General features: G+C 65.9%; 19 protein-coding genes and 1 tRNA gene. 7 read left to right on the top strand and 13 right to left on the bottom strand.

Annotated elements, in window-relative coordinates; all coding sequences use genetic code 11:
• The 7 genes from AB7008_RS25650 to AB7008_RS25620 form a co-directional block, all read right to left on the bottom strand.
• Entirely contained in the window at window positions 1-339 is a 339-nt protein-coding gene (locus tag AB7008_RS25650) for a lipid-A-disaccharide synthase N-terminal domain-containing protein (protein ID WP_248883263.1), read from the bottom strand.
• On the bottom strand, window positions 336-1,073 hold the full coding sequence (locus tag AB7008_RS25645) for a glycosyltransferase family 2 protein (protein ID WP_014495421.1): 738 nt from the start codon (window positions 1,071-1,073) through the stop codon (window positions 336-338). Before AB7008_RS25645 ends, AB7008_RS25650 begins: the two co-directional genes overlap by 4 nt.
• 65 nt (window positions 1,074-1,138) lie before the next feature.
• On the bottom strand, window positions 1,139-1,984 hold the full coding sequence (locus tag AB7008_RS25640; RefSeq protein ID WP_304489735.1) for a phosphatase PAP2 family protein: 846 nt from the start codon (window positions 1,982-1,984) through the stop codon (window positions 1,139-1,141).
• Window position 1,985: 1 nt separating this feature from the next.
• Complete coding sequence (locus AB7008_RS25635; protein ID WP_028151725.1) at window positions 1,986-3,728, bottom strand: ArnT family glycosyltransferase; 1,743 nt, start codon at window positions 3,726-3,728, stop codon at window positions 1,986-1,988.
• A gap of 50 nt (window positions 3,729-3,778) precedes the next feature.
• Complete coding sequence (gene pbpC / locus AB7008_RS25630) at window positions 3,779-5,968, bottom strand: penicillin-binding protein 1C (protein WP_441259723.1); 2,190 nt, start codon at window positions 5,966-5,968, stop codon at window positions 3,779-3,781.
• Between the two features lie 8 nt (window positions 5,969-5,976).
• Complete coding sequence (locus AB7008_RS25625) at window positions 5,977-11,181, bottom strand: alpha-2-macroglobulin family protein (protein ID WP_441259722.1); 5,205 nt, start codon at window positions 11,179-11,181, stop codon at window positions 5,977-5,979.
• Window positions 11,178-11,420 (bottom strand): hypothetical protein, encoded by a 243-nt coding sequence (locus AB7008_RS25620; protein WP_248883257.1) that lies wholly within the window; start codon window positions 11,418-11,420, stop codon window positions 11,178-11,180. The genes AB7008_RS25625 and AB7008_RS25620 overlap by 4 nt, the downstream gene beginning before the upstream one ends.
• A 163-nt stretch (window positions 11,421-11,583) precedes the next feature.
• Here AB7008_RS25620 and AB7008_RS25615 point away from each other — a divergent pair.
• Window positions 11,584-11,660, top strand: a tRNA-Arg gene (locus AB7008_RS25615).
• Between the two features lie 272 nt (window positions 11,661-11,932).
• On the top strand, window positions 11,933-12,187 hold the full coding sequence (locus AB7008_RS25610) for a hypothetical protein (RefSeq protein ID WP_441259721.1): 255 nt from the start codon (window positions 11,933-11,935) through the stop codon (window positions 12,185-12,187).
• 128 nt (window positions 12,188-12,315) lie between these two features.
• Here AB7008_RS25610 and AB7008_RS25605 read toward each other — a convergent pair whose 3' ends face one another.
• Window positions 12,316-12,534 (bottom strand): hypothetical protein, encoded by a 219-nt coding sequence (locus tag AB7008_RS25605; RefSeq protein ID WP_304489731.1) that lies wholly within the window; start codon window positions 12,532-12,534, stop codon window positions 12,316-12,318.
• Window positions 12,535-12,802: 268 nt separating this feature from the next.
• On the bottom strand, window positions 12,803-12,955 hold the full coding sequence (locus AB7008_RS25600) for a hypothetical protein (RefSeq protein WP_014495428.1): 153 nt from the start codon (window positions 12,953-12,955) through the stop codon (window positions 12,803-12,805).
• A gap of 189 nt (window positions 12,956-13,144) precedes the next feature.
• On the opposite strand from AB7008_RS25600, the gene AB7008_RS25595 reads away from it, so the two are divergent.
• Window positions 13,145-13,303: a hypothetical protein gene (locus tag AB7008_RS25595; protein WP_028161343.1), complete on the top strand. Its 159-nt coding sequence runs from the start codon at window positions 13,145-13,147 to the stop codon at window positions 13,301-13,303.
• 100 nt (window positions 13,304-13,403) lie between these two features.
• Here AB7008_RS25595 and AB7008_RS25590 read toward each other — a convergent pair whose 3' ends face one another.
• From AB7008_RS25590 to AB7008_RS25580, 3 genes are all read right to left on the bottom strand, one after another.
• Window positions 13,404-14,186: a hypothetical protein gene (locus AB7008_RS25590; RefSeq protein ID WP_304489730.1), complete on the bottom strand. Its 783-nt coding sequence runs from the start codon at window positions 14,184-14,186 to the stop codon at window positions 13,404-13,406.
• Between the two features lie 173 nt (window positions 14,187-14,359).
• Window positions 14,360-14,596, bottom strand: coding sequence for a hypothetical protein (locus tag AB7008_RS25585; RefSeq protein ID WP_441259720.1), 237 nt, complete (start codon window positions 14,594-14,596; stop codon window positions 14,360-14,362).
• Window positions 14,597-14,666: 70 nt separating this feature from the next.
• Window positions 14,667-14,894, bottom strand: a complete 228-nt coding sequence (locus AB7008_RS25580) for a hypothetical protein (protein WP_028161340.1) — start codon at window positions 14,892-14,894, stop codon at window positions 14,667-14,669.
• Between the two features lie 267 nt (window positions 14,895-15,161).
• Here AB7008_RS25580 and AB7008_RS25575 point away from each other — a divergent pair, with 267 nt between their 5' ends.
• Complete coding sequence (locus tag AB7008_RS25575) at window positions 15,162-15,509, top strand: DUF6481 family protein (protein WP_028161339.1); 348 nt, start codon at window positions 15,162-15,164, stop codon at window positions 15,507-15,509.
• A gap of 152 nt (window positions 15,510-15,661) precedes the next feature.
• On the opposite strand, the gene AB7008_RS25570 is transcribed toward AB7008_RS25575, so the two are convergent.
• On the bottom strand, window positions 15,662-15,904 hold the full coding sequence (locus AB7008_RS25570; protein ID WP_441259719.1) for a pentapeptide MXKDX repeat protein: 243 nt from the start codon (window positions 15,902-15,904) through the stop codon (window positions 15,662-15,664).
• 296 nt (window positions 15,905-16,200) lie between these two features.
• On the opposite strand from AB7008_RS25570, the gene AB7008_RS25565 reads away from it, so the two are divergent.
• Genes AB7008_RS25565 through AB7008_RS25555 form a run of 3 tightly spaced genes read left to right on the top strand, consistent with a single transcriptional unit; the run spans window position 16,201 to window position 19,129 of the window.
• Window positions 16,201-17,223 carry a TRAP transporter substrate-binding protein gene (locus AB7008_RS25565; RefSeq protein WP_028161338.1) on the top strand — a complete coding sequence of 341 codons (1,023 nt, stop codon included), beginning with the start codon at window positions 16,201-16,203 and terminating at the stop codon, window positions 17,221-17,223.
• Window positions 17,220-17,774, top strand: coding sequence for a TRAP transporter small permease (locus tag AB7008_RS25560; protein WP_304489727.1), 555 nt, complete (start codon window positions 17,220-17,222; stop codon window positions 17,772-17,774). Before AB7008_RS25565 ends, AB7008_RS25560 begins: the two co-directional genes overlap by 4 nt.
• Complete coding sequence (locus tag AB7008_RS25555; protein WP_014495436.1) at window positions 17,771-19,129, top strand: TRAP transporter large permease; 1,359 nt, start codon at window positions 17,771-17,773, stop codon at window positions 19,127-19,129. The genes AB7008_RS25560 and AB7008_RS25555 overlap by 4 nt, the downstream gene beginning before the upstream one ends.
• Window positions 19,130-19,219: the final 90 nt, after the last annotated feature.

Below are 19,219 nucleotides of genomic sequence, written 5' to 3'. Positions count from 1 at the left end.
TCAGCGCTCCAACGTCTTCGAGGCGCGGCTGCGGTTCTTGATGATCAGCATGATGTTGCGGATATAGATGATGGTCGCGAGCGCCTGTCCGAGGATGATGACGGGCTCGCGCTTCACGACGCCGTAGACCAGCGTCATCAGGCCGCCGCCCATCGAGCAGAACCAGAACGCCATCGGCACCACGCTGTTGCCGGCCCGCTCGCTCGCGATCCACTGCACCAGGAAGCGCGCGGTGAAGAACAGCTGCGCGACGAGGCCGAACGCCAGCCAGAAATCAAACTTGGCGACGAAGACGTCGTAGAGATAGTTGCTCAGCGCCTGACCGTATTGGATGATCATGCCTTCACCTCAGTCACATCTGGTGTCGGCTTCTTGCGGCGGATCAGCCACCATACGCCGACGAGATCCATGATGCCGATCCACAGCCGGTCGAAGAAGCCATAGTTTGACACGCCGGAATGGCGCGGCCGGTCGATCACGTCGACATAGGCGATGTCGTAGCCCTCCCGGCGCACCAGCGCCGGCAGGAAGCGATGCAACCCGTCGAAATAGGGCATCATCAGGAACACGTCGCGCCGGAACGCCTTCAGGCCGCAACCGGTATCGCGCGTTCCGTCCTTCAGGATCGCATTGCGGACGCCGTTCGCCACCCGCGACTGGAATTTCTTGAAGCCGGTGTCCTTGCGTCCGACGCGCTGACCGGCCGCGAGACCGACGCGCCCTGCCCCCTTCTCGACTGCCGCGATCAGGTCAGGCAGGAAGGCGGGATTGTTCTGCCCGTCGCCGTCGAGCGTCGCCACGATCGTGCCCCGCGCTGCGCGCACGCCACTGCGCACTGCTGCCGACTGGCCCCCTGATCTGGCATGGCGAAGCTGCCGGAGATTGTCGCGCTGCTGCATGACCGCGCCGAGCCGTTCGCCGGTCGCGTCCGTCGAGCCGTCATTGACGTAGATGATTTCATAGGCCCAGCGGCCGTCGAGCGCCGCGCCGATCTCCTCGATCAGCGGCGCGATGTTGTCGGCTTCGTTGCGCACGGGAACGACGATGGAAACCGAAGGCTGGGACGACGACAAATCGAAAGCTCGTGGTTGGAATTGGCCTGCCCCGGGGAACCGGCGGTCCCGGCAGGCAGCCGCTTTTATGGGGCGGATGCCCCGTGGGCAACCCTTTTGAGGCGGCCCGAGACCGCCCCCGCAAGAGGCACAATGGTGCCGTCGGCGCGAATGGCGAAGCCGAGCCTCCGGGCCGCGAACCAGTAGCGCACCGCCATGGCGCCGACCATCCCGACCAGAGCGCCGGCCACGACGTCGCTCGGATGATGCGCGAGCAGCACCAGCCGGGTCAGCAGGATCACGATTGCGTAAGTGAACATGAACACGCGCAGGCGCGGCCACAGCGCCGAGACCGCAAACGCCAGCGCAAACGCCGTCACCGCATGACCCGACGGCAGGCTGGCATAAGCCCCCGTTCCCTCGAACGGGATGAAGTTGAACGGATCGGCCTTGCCGCCCACGAACGGACGTCCGCGACCGATGAGATATTTGAGGATCTCGGCAACGAACACGGACAGGGCGACAGACAGAAACATGAACTGCAGCCGCGTACCGAGGCCGAGCAGCAGCCCACGACGGGTGCCGTGCAATCCCGCTGCAACGAACGCCAGGACCACCAGCGTCCCCCCGAGCACCGAGAGCACATACTCGTCCTTGCCGAAATCGGTGAGGATGCGGATCGGCCACAGGCTCGGCGTGCCGCGCGCCGGCATCAGCTGGATCTCGGTCTGATCGAACGCGAGCATCAGCGCGATAATCAAGGCCGCACCGGTCGCGCTGAGCCACAGCGAATGCCGCGCCAGCTTTCGCGCGGCTTCGGCGCGGCGCGAATGCGAAGGCGTACGAACGAGCTGCGCCAGGGCATGGCCCGACACCGCGAGCAATTGCGCGGGATAGCCCGGGCGCGGCGTGACGTCGGCTGGCGCCGGCATCCTACTCAGTGCCTTCGGAGCGGAAGATCGAGATCGAGATCGCGCGCCCTTGCGAGAAATTATAGCCGTCGATGCGCGTACCGACCTTGTAGCGCAGCCCGATCGCCTCGGCGCGCTGCACGAAGCTGCGCTCCGAGCGCTGCTCGATCAGCGCGAAGCGACAGCTCCCCTGCCGCAGGAAATCCGCCGCGCCCGAGCCGTCGGTGAGCAGCGTCTGCGTGCCCGTCAGGAACACAAGGCTCGGCTCGTGATAGCCGGCGGCGGCTGCCTTCGGCCCGACGCAGGTGACGTTGCGAAGCGCGCGCGCGATCTCGATGCTCGGAAACAGCGGTGTCAGCGACGGCAGCACGATGCCGTAGACCACGACCGCGAGCATCAGCGCTGCGACCAGTGCGTTGAGTAGCGAGCGCTCGGCGCGATTGGTGTCGAACAGCCACCAGGCGAACAGACCGAAAATGAGCGAGGCCGCAATGAACGGCCAGGCCACGAAGGCCGGTTGCCGCGTCAGCATGACCGCGCCGACCACGGCGATGATCGAGGCGGCCGCGGGAATCGCGAACCACCAGGCCGAGCCGCGCGCGAGCCACGAGCGCGACAGGACGTTGCGCTCCAGCGCACCGACGGTGAGGATCGCGATCGCCGGATACAGCGGCAACACGTAATGCGGCAGCTTGGTCAGCACCGCCTCGAACACGATCCAGGACGGGATCAGCCAGGCCAACAGGAACTGCGCGCCGGGCTCGCGCCGGGCCCGCCACACCGCCGGCGCCGCCATCGCCGCAAGCGGCGCGCCCGGCCAGAACGTGATCCAGAACAGCGCCAGATACAGTCCGGGCGGCGCGCCATGGGATTCCTGGGCGCCGATTTTGCTCAGCATATCGCCGCCGACGGAATCGGCGAAGAAGGCATCACCCGCGCGCCAGAAGATCGCGACGAACCAGGGCAGCACCAGCACCAGCATCCACATCAGGCCCCAGAGCGGACGCAGCTTCCACAGCCACGAGGCATCACGGTCCTGGATCGCGAGCGCGACGATGGTCAGGCCCGCGAACATCAGGATCAGCGGACCCTTGATGAGGATGCCGACGGCGAGCGCGGTCCAGAAGATCGCGGGCCAGCTCCAGGGCGGATGGGTCTCATCCTCTGCGCGCTGCCACGACAGATAGGCGCGCGACATCGCGCCCATCGCGGCGGTCACACAGAACAGCAGCATCGCATCGGTCTTCGCCAGCCGTGCCTCGACGCCGAGCAGCACGGAGGCACACATCAAAAGCGCGGCAAGCACAGCGGCGCGCCGCGTGACGAAGCCGAGCGCGGCCCAATAGGTCATCAGCACGGCGCCGATGGCGCCGATCAGCGACGGCAGCCGGTACACCCAGATCCGCAATTCGGCCTTCGGCAGCTTGAGCGCGGACGCGGCTTCAACCGCGGCCGATTGCAACCAGTAGATGCCGACCGGCTTCTTGTAGCGAACGTCTTCCTGGAAACGGATGTCGACATAATCGCCGCTCTCGACCATCTGCTTGGTCGCTTGCGCAAAGCGCGCCTCGTCGCGATCGACGGGCGGGATCGTGAAGAAGCCCGGGAGGAATAGCAGTAGCGCGCACAGCAGCAGGAAGCCGACCGCGCGGGCATGACTGGCCGTGGCGTAGTCCAGCATAAGCACGAGCCGGCTGCCCGGATTCACGGGCGCTTTCGGCTCGCGGGGTGCTCCAAAACGGGGGCTGGGATAGGTCTCGGCCATTGGTTCCGCTTACGCTGAAACCGTCATTCCGACAACCGGTTAAGGCGGGGTCATTGAATTCGAATGACAACTGTGTCCGCGGCGCCAGTGGCGTCTATCACGGTCAGCCGCGCAAAGCCCGGACCGGGCGGATCGATCAGGCGCTGGCGGCGCCCGTCGATCTCGCCGAGTGATGTTCCATTAACCATGATGGTCATGGGAAGGACGCCGCCGGCGACCTTCACCGGCATGGCTGCGCTCCCCTCGCCGCCGGAACGGTCGACATCGATCCGCGAGCCGTTCAGCGGGAACTGGATGTGCAGCGCCTGCTCGCTGCCGGTCCGCACCAGGTCTCCGACCGGGCGGAACCGTTTCAGCGGCAATGGCAACTTGGCGTTGCTGGCAACCAGGGTTCCCTTCGGCGGCTTCGGCAACGGAACCAGCGTCTTGCCGGTGCGGGAAAAGGCGTCGAACAGGATCGGGGCTGCGGCCACGCGGCCGATCAACCCGGGAACCGGCGCGCCGTCCGGCCGGCCGACCCAGACGCCGATGGTCATGCGGCCGTCGAAGCCGACCGACCAGGCATCGCGATAGCCGTAGGAAGTTCCGGTCTTGAACGCGATGCGGTTGTGGGCGGCATTTTCGGGCGGCGGCGTGCCCAGAAGCACGTTGCCGACCTGCCAGGCCGCGACCTGATCCAGCAGCCGCAGCGGTTCGCGATCATCTCGGCCGGTCATGAGGTCGCGCAACGGCATGGTGGTGCCGAGCCGGGCGAAGCCCGTATAGAGCTGGGTGAGGTCCTGCAGTGTCACACCGACGCCGCCGAGTCCCATCGCGAGCCCCGGTGCCTCGTCCTTGGGCAGAACCAGATTGCCGCCGGCCTGTCGCAGCCGCGACGACAACCGGCTCGCGCCGACGCGGTCGAGCAGCACGATCGCCGGAACGTTCAGCGACAATTGCAGCGCCTTCTTCACCGGCACCGTGCCTTGAAACGTCATGTCGAAATTTTCCGGCGCGTAGGAGCCGAAGCGGACGGGCCGGTCGTCGATCAAGCTGTCGGGGTGGACGAAGCCGTCCTCGAAGGCGAGCCCGTAGATGAAGGGCTTTAACGTCGACCCCGGCGAGCGGACGGCGCGGGTCATGTCGACCTGCCCCGCCCGGCTCTCGTCGAAATAATCGGCCGATCCGACGCGGGCGAGCACGTCGCCGCTCTCATTGTCGACCACGATGATGCCGACCGAGATGTTGGGCCCGAGCGCAATGGCGCGGTCGCGCGCGAGCGGCTCGAGCACCTTCTGCAGATTGGCATCGAGCGTCAGCTTGATGACCGGCGTATCCTTGACCGTCGACAGCGCCGTGTCGGAGGCGTGCGGCGCGAGGATCGGCATCGGCTTGCGCAGTTTTGGCACGGGCACGGCCTTGGCCTGTTTCGCGTCATCGAGGCTGACCACATGCTCCTCGACCATGCGGTCCAGCACGCGGTCGCGGGCTTTACGTGCCGCCTCGGGATAGCGATCGAGCCGGCGCGTCTCCGGCGATTGCGGCAGCGCGACCAGCAGCGCGGCCTCGGCCAGCGAGAGCCGCTTCGGCTCTTTGCCGAGATAGGCGATCGAGGCCGAGCGGATGCCTTCGAGATTGCCGCCATAGGGCGCCAGCGCGAGATAGAGGTCCAGGATCTCGGCCTTGCTCATGCTGCGCTCGATCTCGATCGCCCGCACGATCTGCCGCAGCTTGGCATAGAGCGAGCGCTGTCGCCGCGGCTCCATCAGGCGCGCAAGCTGCATGCTGATGGTCGAGCCGCCCGAGACGATGTGGCCGCGCGTGGTCAGCTGTAGTGCGGCGCGCCCGAGAGCGAGCGGGTCGAGACCGTTATGCGCGTAGAAGCGCTGGTCCTCATAGGCGAGCAGCAGCTTGAGATAGGTCGGATCGACGTTGGCCCTGGCATCGACCGGCAGCCGCCAGCGGCCGTCGGCCATGGCATAGGCGCGTAGCAGTTTTCCGTTACGATCGACGACCGTGGTGGAGACCTGGCGCGCCTCGTCGAGCGGCAGCGGGCCGAGGGAGTAGACCCAGGCGACGAAGCTGACGATGGCGAGGATGAAAGCGACGGCGGCGGCCGAGAGGACGCGAAGCCCTCCGCCGCTCGCTCCACTGCCGTCATTCCGGGATGGTCCGAAGGACCAGACCCGGAATCTCGAGATTCCGGGTTCGGCGCTTCGCACCGCCCCGGAATGACGAGATACTTGATTGGCCTCGCTCATCTCTCCACTCACTTCGCCGTCCGCACCTCGACGTTACCCGTCCCGGTCCGGCCGTAGCGCGAGGGATTGTACATGTCCTCGACATAGGCCTGCGGCAGCACGTATTTGCCGGGCGCGACCGCACGCACGATGTAAGCGACGGTGAAGACCGACTTGGAGTCCGATGCGCGATCGACCGCCGCCGTGAAGCGGTCGTCACGGAACTCGGTATCCTCGGGCTCCTCGCCGTCCTCGATCCAGTCCAGCGTGCCGCTGTCGCCCGACGACACCAGCTTCGGATTGTCGATCTCGAGGCCCGCGGGCAGATAATCGGACACCATGATGTGGCCGTACTCGGGCTTCGCCTCGGTGATCTTCAGCACCACGGCGAAACGCTGGTTCTGCTTGACCTTGCTGATGTCGGCGGGCTTGCCGTCGAGCGTGAAGTAATTGCGCTCGATCTTGAAGCCGTTCGATGCAGCCGGCTCCGGCGTGACCGGCGAGCCCGACACCGAGACCACCGCCTGAACCGGCGCATCGCCGGTGTTGGTGATCTTCAGCGGCTTGCCCTCCAGCGTCACGGCCTTGTAGCTGCGGTACAGCGCAGTCTTGACCGGCTGGCCGTCGACGTCCATCGACAGGTTCTCCTTGGCGAGCGCGCGCGCCGCCAGCACCAGCCACGCATTCTCCTGCGTCGAGGTGTAGGGCGTCAGACCGCGCGCGGTCTCGACCCGCGACACCGCCTGCGTCAGCGTCGCCTTCGGCGCGTTGCCTTCGCTGGCGAGCGAGACCAGCGCTGCGGCATCGCGCAGCTGCGAGCCGTAGTCGGTACGGCCGAACTCCAGCACCGGCTTCGGCGCGAGGCTGTCGAGCGCGGCACCATAGACCCGCTCCGCGCGGTTGCGGTCGCCGACCAGTGCGAGCGCCGCCGCAAGCTGCGACTTCGCGATCGGGGTCGCTAGGTTGGCGAGCTTGGTGTCGGCGAGATAGCGGAGATCGCCGATCGGCGCCGCGCCATTGCGTGCGAGCACGTAGAGGCCGTAGGCGAGATCGCGCCCGCCGTCCTTCTCCGGCTCGTTGCCGTTCACGACCGAGTTGCGGATACGGTCGAGCGCGTTCTTGAACAGCACGTCCGGCACCGCAAAGCCCTTTTCGCGGGCGCGGGTGAGGAAGTCCGTCACGTAGGCGTCGAGCCAGGCGTCGTCGCCTCCGGCCGACCACAGGCCGAACGAGCCGTTGGAGCCCTGGCGCGCCAGGAGCCGCTCGATCGCATCGCGGATGCGCTGGTCGACCTCGGCGTCCATGGCCAGATGCGCGCCGGCGGCGAGCTCGTTGACATAGAGCAACGGCAAGGCACGGCTCGTGATCTGTTCCGAGCAGCCATAGGGGTAGCGGTCGAGCGCCTTCAGGATCGTTGCGGCGTCGAGCGCCGTCGACAGGCTGGCCGAAACCGAGACGCTGCCGGTGCCCGGGACGAGATCGGAGAACATGTCCGAGGTTAGCGTCAGGCTTTCACCCTTCGCCAGCGTCCGGATCGAACGCCGCGCCAGCACCTGGGTCGCCGCCTTGACGTCGAGCGCATAGTGACGCGCCAGCGCAAGCCCGTTCGGTCCCTTGATGTCGACATCGAGCGTCGCCTGCCCCGCGGCGGTCGCGTCGACTGCGAGCGTAAACGCGTTGCGCTGCTTGGCGGCGAGCTTGACCGTGGTTGCGGGATTGCCGGTCATCTTCACCGGGCCGCCGGCCTTCACGTTGATGACGTAGTCGCCGGCCTGGCCCTCGACATTGTCGATCTCGAGATTGACCGTGCCGTGGTCGCCATTGAGCAGGAAGCGCGGCAAGGTCGTGGTCAGCACCACGGGATCGCGGATCACGACATCCGTGTTGGCGCGGCCGAGCTTTGTCGCGGTCCAGGCCACCGCCATCACGCGCGCGGTGCCGGCGAACTCGGGGATATCGAAGCTCACTTCGGCGGTGCCGTCGGCGGCGACCGTGACGATGCCCGAGTAGAGCGCGAGCGGCTTTTGCGCGGGCGGAGAGCCCTGCAATTCGCCGGCGCCGGCATCGCCGCCGGACTTGATCTGTCCGCGCGTACCCGACATGCCGTCGATCAGTTGCCCATAGAGATCGCGGATCTCCGCGCTCAGGCGGCGCTGGCCGAGATAGTAATCGTCCGGCGCCGGCGGCTTGTAATTGGTGAGGTTGAGGATGCCGACATCGACCGCGGCGATGACGACCTTGGCGTCCTCACCCGGATTGAGCCCGTCGAGCTTGACCGGGATCCTCAACGTTGCATTCGGCCGGATCAATGCCGGCGGCGTCAGCTTCACCTGGAGCGTGCGGGTCTGCTTGTCGATGCCGAACCATTTCAGGCCGATCGCCCGGCCCGGCATACGTTGCGCAGCCGCATCGAGCGGGCGGCGCAGCGTCGCCACCACATAGGCGCCGGTGCCCCAGTCCTTGCCGACCGGCAGCCTCACCTGCGCGGTACCTTCCTTGACGTCGATGGTCTGCGTCGTCAGCAGGCGGTCGCCGAGCACGTTGACGGTGAGCTTGCCGGCGCTGCGGACGTTCACCGACACCGTCATGGTGTCGCCGGATGCGTATTGCGGCTTGTCGATCGAGGTCTCCAGCAGGTCCGGCGTATCGGCGCTGCCGTCGGAATACCAGCCGACGTCGAACTGCACCGAGGTCACCGGACCGTCGGCATCATTCGACCTTACATCGAGCCGGTAGCGGCCGGGCTGCGGGCTGAGCGAAATCCGCGACGGCTTGTCGGCCGCGATCGTCACGTCGCCGTCGGAAACGCGCGACGTCGATTTGACCGGCTCGTACTCCCAGTAATTGTTCTGGCGGTACCACTGGTAGCGCGACTCCATCTTCAGGAGCTCGTAGCGCAGGCCATCGCGGCGCAGCCTCTCGCCTTCGGGCGAGACGAACACGACATCGAACTCCGCCTTGTCGCCCTCGGCGACGTTCTTGTCGCCGAACAGCGGCTTGATGCCGATCATGGCGTTGGCGGGCGCGACCGGCAGCACGATCTTGCGCTCGACCGCGCGGCCGCCGGTCTCGACCATGCGAACGAAGATCTGCGCCTCCTGCGGACGCGTCGAGGCGGGCTGCTTGTCCAGCGTCACCGGGAAGGTGGCAACGCCATTGGCGTCGGCCTCCGGCAAATTCTCCAGCGGCGTGCGCTCGTTCGAGGTGGTCTCCTCGTCGGCGACGCCGAACTGGTAGCCGGCAAAGCCCGGGCGTTCGCTCGCCGGCGCGACCAGCATGTCGCCTTCGAGCTGGAGACCGGCGGCCGGCGCGCCATAGAGGAAATGGCCATCCGCCTTAAGCTCCACCGGAGCGTTAGCTTTGATCAGCTTGTCCTTGGCGGACAAGTCGAATTCGATCCTGTCGGGGACGTAGTCCTCGACCATGAAGGTGGTTTCGCCGACCGACGAGCCCTTCGGATCAGTGAAGGCGCGGACCCGCCAGGTCCCGGTCGGGACGGCCGAATTGAGCGGCACGGACAGCGTGCGGCCGCCGGCGCCCTGGTCGGCCAGCACGGCGCGGCGGAATTCGACGCCGTCGGGGCGCTCGATCACCAGCGTCAGCGGCCCGCCGGCAACGGCATTGCCCTGCCCGTCGCGCAAGAGCGCGGTGAGATAGACGGTCTCGCTGGAGCGATAGACGCCGCGCTCGGCGTAGACGAACGCATCGGCGCCCGATGGCACCGCCCGGCCCGAAACACCGCGGTCGGACAGGTCGAAAGCCGAGGTCTTCAAGCTCAGAAAGGCATAGTCGGCCTTCTCGCCCGTGACCGTGAGCATCGCCGGCGACAGGCCGCCTTCGCCGCGCGCAAGGCCCGCCTCGAACAGCACATGGCCGCTGTCGTCGGTCTTGCGGGTCGCCAAAATCTCGTTGTTGCGGGCGACCAGCCGGACCTCGGCCTTGCCGACCGGGTCGGTCGAGGCCAGCGAATTGACAAAGACGTGGATGCCGTCATTGCCGGAATAGGCGGTGACCCCGAGGTCGGAGACGATGAACCACTGGGTCGCGAGCTGGTAGTCGTCGTCCGAGCCCGGCCCCTTGGCTGCGGCGGTCATCACATAGACTCCAGGCTGGAGCTCGCCCAGCGCCTGGTCGACCGGGAATGCGGTGATGACGTCCTGGTTCAGCGTCATCGCGGTCGCGAGCTCGCCGGTCCAGACCTTGACGCCGCGCTCGCCGCCGAGATCGGCGAGCTGGTAGCGCGACAGCGTCTTCTGGAAATCGCTGTCGACCACCGTGTTGATCAGGTTGCGATCGCCGATCCTGAAGACGTTGACGCTGACCGCGGGCGTGTTGACGCTGACCACGGGAATGCCGCGCTGGCCGGTCCGCGGCAGCACGTAGGCGCGGCTGGTGAAGCGCACGAACGGCTTGCGGTCGCGCACATAGACGTTGAACTCGGCCGATTTCGGCAGGCCCTCCTTCACGGTGGACGGCAGGCCGGCGCGCAGATTGATGTTGTAGCGCTCGCCGTGCTTCAGCCCGTCGACGCAGAGTTGCTTGCCTTCGGCCGACAGCGCCGGCTTGTCCTGACCCGCCAGCGCGAGGTACGGCGCGAAATCGGTGCGCTTGGCCAGCTCCTCCGAGAACTGGAAGCAGGCGCGCGGGCTCGCCGAATCCGAGTCCACGGTATAGTCGAGCAGCCGGAAGCCGTGCTCGTCGCGCATCTTCTCGTATTGGCCGCGGACGTCGGCGACCTCGCGCATGTCGAGCGACAGCCGCAGCACATCCAGCGCCGGCCGCCACAGCTTGCGTTCGGCCAGCGACTTGCCGAGCACGGCGAGCGCATCCGCCTCCTCGCCCGCATTGCCGGCGCGCTGGTAGGCGATGTAGGCGGCGGTCGAGGCCCGCTCCAGCAGGAAGGTCTGCTCGCTCGAGCTCTTCGGCGAGATCTGGAAGATCACCTTGGCGAGCCGCAGCCAGTTGCCGGTATCCTCCGGCGTGGTCGCGGCGATCTGGCCGAGCACCGACAGCCCGGTGCGGAGATCGTTGCGCCGGAAGGCGGCGTCGGCGTCCGTGCGCAGCGTCGCGCTGGTCTTGGCGACCGGCCCCGCTTCGCTCTTGATCTGGGCCTCCAGCTTGATCGCGGAATCGGCGAGGTCGTCGCGCTTGAACGCCTTGTCGGCGGCCAGCGCTGCGCTAAGGCCGAGCGCCAGCGTGGCGCAGAGTGTGACGGCGCGAACAAGAGCGATCATCGTGGACTCCCGGAAATCGCGGCGAACGCCGCGTGAGCATGAAATGCGCGGAAAGGTGACGGACTCAAGGCGATGGAACCAAAGGTGCAAATCGTCGCATTCGCCATGACAAGGCAAGCCCTGAGGAGACCGATCGAGATATCACCGCGCACGCCGTCCTGATGGCGCAGCCCTACCTGACCGATCGACCGGCGGTCGTGTCCCGGAAGCTGGCCAGCGTTCCCGGCGATGTAATCCATCGTCCAGTCCGCTGCCGCTCAACCCGGCACCCTGACACCCCACCGTTCCGCTTAGTCGCGGCGTTGAGGAAAACGGTTCGGTTCAGACTTGGCGGGAACGAGGATTTTTCATATTTGGCGTGTTAGAAGACCGGCAGGCGATAGCCGAGGCCGGCCTCAAGACGGTCCCATAGCTCAACTGGATAGAGTAGCGGATTTCTACTCCGCGGGTTGCAGGTTCGAGTCCTGCTGGGATCGCCAGTCATCACTGGATTGACGAAGCCGATGGAGCCGACTTGCGGTCGGCCGCCCGCTCACCGGAGACTTCTTCAAGAGCCTCGCTGTTCTCGTCGATCCCGTGGACGATTTCGATTCGCGCTGCCGGAATTTCGGGGCCGCTTGATCGACGTGACCGACGCACAGTTACCAATCCTCTTGCTTCACGAATACGTGGGTACCCTCGCCCCGGTCTTTGAACCGGACAGACGAACCCTATCTATGCGCCGGGCGACGTGCGCCCGATAGGGAATTCGATGCTGCCAACCGAGTGGACGAGAATAGCTATCGCATCTGCGGTTGCTGTGATCGCGATGTCGTATTTGGCAATCGACGCAGGCGTCGTGAATTCCAGCGTGATCACACAGCGCATCGAGACGGCGCGGGCTTCCATTGCGGACGCGGCGGCCAGCCAGCATCAACTCGCCTTCGCTATTCAGGCGTGGGCACGTCCAAGCCGCCAGAAGGCGGACTCGGAGCCACGCTTGGAGCACTGCCTGGCGATCGATTGAGTCAGGTGACGCCTAAGCGGCATTTCTTTGTTCACGGTCCGACTCCGCTTCGTTCCAAAGCCACGAATCGTCATCGCAAAAATCGGCAGCGCGCATTCATTAATGCCGCGTTTCGCTCGCCGGTTCGTTCACGCATCAGAGGTCACGAGCACAGGCCGCAACCGGTACGCGTCGATCGCGGCATTCGACAGCAGCAGCCTGCGCCGCTCGCCGCGCAGCATCATGCGATCGATCCTGTTCAGGATGAAGCGCGCTGAATCATTCGGCTCGCCGGTGAGCAGGCCGGATTGGTCGAGATATTTCCAGGCGATTTCGAAAGACTGCGCGCGTAATTCGGGGTCTGTCATGGCCGGCCAACGTCGGCGGGGAACGGATGTTCCTAACCGCGCAACGTCAGCCGCAGCGAGCCGTGGCGCGACGAAATGCGCAGCGCCGCGGAACGAGATCACGACCAGCACGTTGGCCGCAACGGAATGGAGTGGTGCCGACCCGCCAGCCCCGGTCGGCTTTGAAGGGCCCCGTGCTTGTCCCCCCGAGCACGGGGCTTTCTCATGCAGGCCAACCAGCGTCCCGACCTCGGCCGTCCCTTGACGCGAGATCTCGCCGAGGATGCGATTAGTCCGTCTGCTCGTCGCGCCGGTCGCGGGCGAGCTGATGCCAGGCCAGAGCGAGTTGAATCAGCCTCTGCCGGTCGGCGCCGTCGGCCGACGCCGCGGCCCGCTTCATCGCCGCCTCGGCTTCGTGCTGTGGGTCGTACTTGGGACACATGACGCCGAACCTAACCGACCGATATGGACGGGCTCATGGCAATTTCGTCCGTATGAATGCGGGGTCGTTTTCTCGTCGTCCGGCTCCCCAAGACCCATCTGTGAACTGCGTCACAGCCTGCCCCCGGCGTCTCGGCTAAACATCGCTTCAACCGCTCGCACCGCCGCGAGAGGGCATGGGTGGTCCGTCATGACACAGGAAGCAGCAGCCGAGGCTCACGTCCCGACGCGACGCGCAAGGCCCGACCTGTTCGGCGCCACGTTTCTTGCCACCATCGGTATCGTGATGCTGGCCTGGATCGCAGGCCTGGTCTGGGCCGCGATCGCGTTCTTCAACTGGCTGGTGTGACGCGCGAAGCGATCAGTATCGCTTCAGCCAACAATACGCTGCCCCAACAAAAAGAGACGGGCCTGCGCCCGCCTCCTTGTTCCAGACCTTGCCTGGAGCCTCAGTAACACGCGCGAGGATCGGCCTGCACATACTGGCCGCTCGGATAGCGGTAGTAGCAATTGCCCTGCGCCAGATAATAGCCGGGCCGCGAGGCAGCCGTGGCGCCGGCGATCGCGCCGGTGGCGCCGCCGATCACCGCACCTGCGGCCGCGCCCGTGGCATTGCCCGAGATCAGGCCGCCCAGCACGCCGCCGACGATGGCGCCGCCAAGCGCGCTTGCGCCGGGATCAGCCGGTGGCGGAGGCGGCGGCGGTTCGTAGGCGACGGGAGGCGGCGCCGGGGCGTAGGCCACCGGCATGTCGTCGATGTAATCCTCGGAGATGTAGGCCGGCGGGCCGGCCATCCGCTGCGGATAATAGTACCAGACACCGCCGACGTCCCACCACCAGCCGGAGCGGCCGTTGCGGACCTCGTGGCGCCAGCGCCCGCCATCCCAGGCGCGATTGCCGCGATAGGCGTGTCCGCCCCAGTCGCGCTCCGGTGCGGGGCCCCTGGCGTAATTGCGTCCGGGCGGCGGGCCGCCTGCTCCGTGCGGACCGGGACCGGGGCCGCCGGCGTGGGGCTGGCCGCCGGGCTGTTGCGCGGGCCGGGCCGCCTGCTGCGGCGGGGGTCCCTTGCGCATGTTCTGATTGTTCTGGGGCGGCGCACCGGCGCCGGGCCCCGCCGGCGCCTGGGCCGGGGGTCTTGGCGGCAATGAGTCCTGTGCCTGCGCCGAAAGCGCGACAAGGGACATGGCCGAAACCAAGGGAATAATGATCTTCATGCGGCTGGACGCACTCATGCGTGCTTAACCCCCTACTCTCGCGATTGCCGTGGTGCCTAGCGCGATAGACGATTCGCCTCGCGCCTGGCTGATGCCGGCGGGCATAACTGACCTGCTTTGGTCGGCTAAGTCCCGTTACAAATGATTAAGATCACGGCAATTTTCGGCCCTGGGGGCGCGGCGGAACCGTTCTAGCGCGCCGGCTCGATCACATTGCAGTTGGTCCGCCCCGACATCAGGCAGTCCTGCATCTTGCTGGCCGCGGTGAGATCGCGGGCGAGCCACCAGCCGACACCGAGGATCACGAGCGCGATGATCAATCCGGCAATCGCGCCACGACGGTTGTCGCCGGATTGAGATTTGGCGAGGGATTTGGGCTTTTTGCCCGGTTCGGACTTGGGTTCGGACTTGGACTCAGACTTGGACATGACTGGCCGATCGCAGGGGTGAGCCGGCTTTACCACCTCTGCGACGTCGCGTCACATCCCGGTCGATCGTTCAGCCCCGGGTCTGCCGGATCGCATCCTTGCGCGATGTTTCGACCGCCGGGGTGGCCCGCGGTGCGCAGGTCGTCAGCAAGAACGCGGTCTGGGTGCATTCCCAATCCGCGCCGAGGACGGCACTTTCGATCGGCTTCGGGCGGGCGAGCAACAGCGCGACGCCGGCCAGGGCGACCACCGCGACGGCGATTGCGAGCGCCTTCGGGCTCAGTCGGAAGATCATCATGCCCGTGCTCCGTCTCGTACCGGGCGGACGCTAGGCGCCGCTCCGTGTGGTCCTCTATGAAGGACATCACAATTCGGCAGTTTTTCGGGGCTACGAGAGATCGTCGGGGGTGGCGATTTTTCGTCTACCTGATCGGCTGCGATTATGGGTGGCTTCGCGACGCGCGCCGATGTACACGCTTCTGCGTCGCGTGGTGCCCGCTATGCCCAGCCGACGTACCAACAGGCAATGATGTAAGATCGGAAGCGAGGAAGACAAGGCTCGTCGATGAGTGGATTCAGGGAACCCGGCTTCGCAGACCGGCAAAAGGCGGCGCAGGACGCGCGCAAAAATCTTTTGAACAAATTCAAGTCGCAGCCCGGGCTGGATGATCCGGCGGTGGCGGCACGTCGTGCTGAGCGCGAGGCGCTTGCGGCCAAGCGCGCCGAGGCGAAGGCCGCGCGCGAAGCCGAGAAGGCCGAGCAGAAGCGTATTGCGGAAGAAGCTGCAGCCGCCGAAGCGGCGCGTATCGCCCGCGAAGCGGAAGAAGCGATCGCCAGGCAGGCCGAGATCGAGGCCGAGCAAAAGGCCAAGCGCGACGCCCGCTACGCGGCCCGAAAGGCCAAGCGGAAGTAACGTTCGCAAGTCACGTCCAACTCAAATCACGTTCAACTCACGTCACGTTCAACTGAAGTTGAACTGAAACATCACCGGGGCGGTCCATGTGACCGCCCTTGGACTTTCAAGCGCGCGTCTGCCTTCGCGGACGCCGCGACGACGGCGGAAGGTCAGTTCTTCTTCATCATCCCGTCGTCCTTCTTCATCCCGTCCTTCGACATGTGGTCCTTCTTCATGCCGTCGTCCTTGGACATGGTGTCCTTCTTCATTCCGTCCTTGGACATCGTGTCCTTCTTCATCATGCCGTCTTCCTTGCCCATCTTGTCCTGGGCAAGAGCGGCAGGCGACAGCGCGAGGCCAAGCGACAGAGCGGCAGCCGAGACGCCGAGCACGATGCGGGTGCGAATGGTCATGAGTGATTTCCCTTCGAGATGGTGTTTGTCAGCGACGGACGCCGCTATCTGATCCCGACGGATTGCCCGCTGGCGTTGTTACGCGCCCACTGACAAAATTTCTGCGGGCCGGCTACGCAAGCGGTAAGTGTGCACCGCAGCAAAGTCGGCACTTGCCGCGGCATTCGGTCTCGAACTATCAGATGAGAGAATATTGGGTGAAAGACCGGCTAGGATGGACTACGCGCCGGTCTCAAGGACCCAGCCCACCTCACACCAAACAAGAACCGGCCAAGACCGTCCAAGGGGATACCGCCATGCTCACGCGCCGTCATCTGATCGCGACCGCCGTCGCCGCACCCGCCATTCTTCGCTTCGGCACTGGTACCGCGCATGCCGCGACCACGCTGAAGATCTCGCATCAATTCCCGGGAGGGACCATCGACAAGGGAGACTTCCGCGACCGGCTCTGCCGCATGTTCGCGGCTGAAGTCGCCAAGCGCAGCAAAGGCGACATCGCCGCCGAGATCTATCCGAACTCCTCGCTGATCAAGACCAACGCGCAGTTCTCCGCGATGCGCAAGGGTGCGCTCGACATCAGCCTCTATCCGATGCCTTACGCCGGCGGCGAATTGCCGGAGACCAATATCGGCCTGATGCCCGGCCTCGTCACCACCTACGATCAGGGCCTGCGCTGGAAGAAGGCGCCGGTCGGCAAGGCGCTGACCGACTTCCTCGCCGACAAGGGCATCATCCTGCTCACCTGGGTGTGGCAGGCCGGCGGCGTCGCCAGCCGCTCCAAGCCGATCGTCGCCCCTGAAGATGCCAAGGGCATGAAGGTGCGCGGCGGCTCGCGCGAGATGGACATGGTGCTCCAGACCGCCGGCGCCTCGGTGCTCTCGGTGCCGTCGAACGAAATCTACGCGGCGATGCAGACCGGCGCCTGCGATGCCGGCATCACCTCCTCGACCAGCCTGATCTCGTTCCGGCTCGAAGAGGTCGCGAAGTCGCTGACCTCGGGTGCGGGCGCCTCCTACTGGTTCATGCTCGAGCCGCTGATGATGTCGAAGGTGATCTTCGACAAGTTGCCGAAGAACCAGCAGGACGTCCTGCTCGCGGTCGGCACCGAGCTCGAAGCCTTCGGCCGCAAGGGTGCGCAGGACGACGACGTCGAGGTCGCCAAGGTCTACGAGAAGGCCGGTGCCAAGGTCAGTGCGCTCGATGCCGCCACCGTCGGCAAATGGCGCGACATCGCCCGCGACACCGCGTGGAAGGACTACGGCGCCAAGACCGCGACCGCCGCCAACCTGCTCAAGCTCGCCTCCGACGTCGGCGCATGAGCCACGGTCCGCTTCCGGATCGTGACGACCAGGCGAACGCTGCCGCAAGGACCGGCCTTGCGGCGGCGATTGATCGCGGTCTCGCCGTCCTCAACAGCATCATCGTCGTGTTCGCAGCGATCGCGCTGATCGCGGCCTGCGCCATCCTGAGCTACAGCGTGCTCAGCCGCGCTCTGTTCAAGGCCGCCAATTACTGGCAGGACGAGGCCGCCGTATTCCTCCTGGTCGGCGCCACCTTCATGACGGCGGCCTATGTGCAGCAGAAGCGCGGCCATATCGGCATCGAGGCCTTTGTCGGCCTGCTGTCGCCGCTCGCGAACCGGATCAGGCTCTGGCTGGTCGATGCCGCGACGTTCCTGTTCTGCGCCTTCTTCACCTGGAAGTCCTGGACGCTGACCCATGAAGCCTATGTCGACGGCCAGGTCTCGAACTCGATGTGGTCGCCGCCGCTCGCCATTCCCTATTCGCTGATGGCGCTCGGGATGAGCCTGCTCTGCATCCAGATCCTCGTGCAGCTTGCGCTGCCTTTCGCAGGAGCCAGGCGTCCATGAGCGTCTTCGGTATCGGCCTCGCCTACGGTATCGCGACGCTGGTCGTGATGTTCTCAGGCATGCCGATCGCGTTCGCGCTCGGCGCGGTCGCGGTCGTGTTCATGGGCATCTACATGCCGGCTGCGTCCCTGGATACGGTGACGCAGAACGTCTACGAGGAAATGGCCTCGATCACGCTGCTGTCGATCCCGCTCTTCATCCTGAAGGGCGCCGCGATCGGCAAATCGCGCGCAGGCCAGGATCTCTATTCGGCCCTGCATGCCTGGCTGCATCGCGTGCCCGGCGGCCTCGGCGTCGCCAACGTGTTCGCCTGTGCGTTGTTTGCGGCGATGGCGGGCTCCAGCCCAGCGACCTGCTCGGCGATCGGATCGGCCGGCATCCCCGAGATGCGCAAGCGCGGCTATTCCGGCGGTTTTGCCGCCGGCATCATCGCGGCCGGCGGCACGCTCGGCATTCTGCTGCCGCCCTCGATCACGATGATCCTGTTCGCGGTCGCCGCCGAAAAATCGCTCGGCCGTCTCTTCCTCGCCGGCATCGGGCCCGGCCTGCTGCTGGTGTCCCTGTTCGGCGCCTATGCGGTGATCCGCTTCCGCCAGGAATATGCCGCGGCCCAGGCAATCTACGAGAAAGGCGGCCCTGAAGCCGCGATCCTGGCCCGCGATGAATACACGCTCGCCGAACGCTTCAGCGTGCTGCCGCGCGTAATCCCCTTCGTGCTGCTGCTCACCGGCGTCATGATCGCGCTCTATGGCGGCTACGCGACGCCGTCGGAAACCGCCGGCCTCGGCGGCCTCCTCGCGCTGGCGCTGATCGCGGCGATCTACAGCGTGTGGCGGCCGAGCGATCTTGCGCCGATCATGATGTCGACGATCCGGGAATCGACCATGCTCATGATGATCATCGGCATGTCGCTGCTCTATTCCTACGTGATGAGCTATCTGCACATCTCGCAATCGGTCGCCGAATCCATCGTCGCGATGCATCTCCCGCGCTGGGAGCTGCTGTTCGCGATCCTGGTCATGGTCGTCGTGCTCGGCTTCTTCCTGCCGCCGGTCTCGATCATCCTGATGACCGCGCCGATCATCCTGCCGCCGCTCCGCGCCGCCAATTTCGACATCATCTGGTTCGGCGTGGTCATGACCATCGTGATGGAGATGGGGCTGATCCATCCACCGGTGGGATTGAACATCTTCGTCATCCGCAACGTCGCGCCCGACATTCCCCTGCGCGAGGTGATCTGGGGCACCCTGCCCTTCGTGCTGCTCATGATGCTGGCGGTGCTGCTGCTGTGCTTCTTCCCGGGAATCTCGACCGGGCTGCCGGACCTGGTGATGGGGCCGGACGGGAGCAGGTAGAGGCGATCGCAATTGCCGTAGGGTGGGCAAAGCGACTCGTCCGCCGTAGCTCGAAGAGCGAAGGCGGAAGCGTGCCCAGCAAATGCGAGC

This window comes from Bradyrhizobium sp. 521_C7_N1_3 (assembly GCF_052075975.1).
Lineage (GTDB): Bacteria > Pseudomonadota > Alphaproteobacteria > Rhizobiales > Xanthobacteraceae > Bradyrhizobium > Bradyrhizobium japonicum.
Note: the sequence above shows the minus strand (reverse complement) of the source record. Positions and strands in the feature narration are given on the sequence as shown.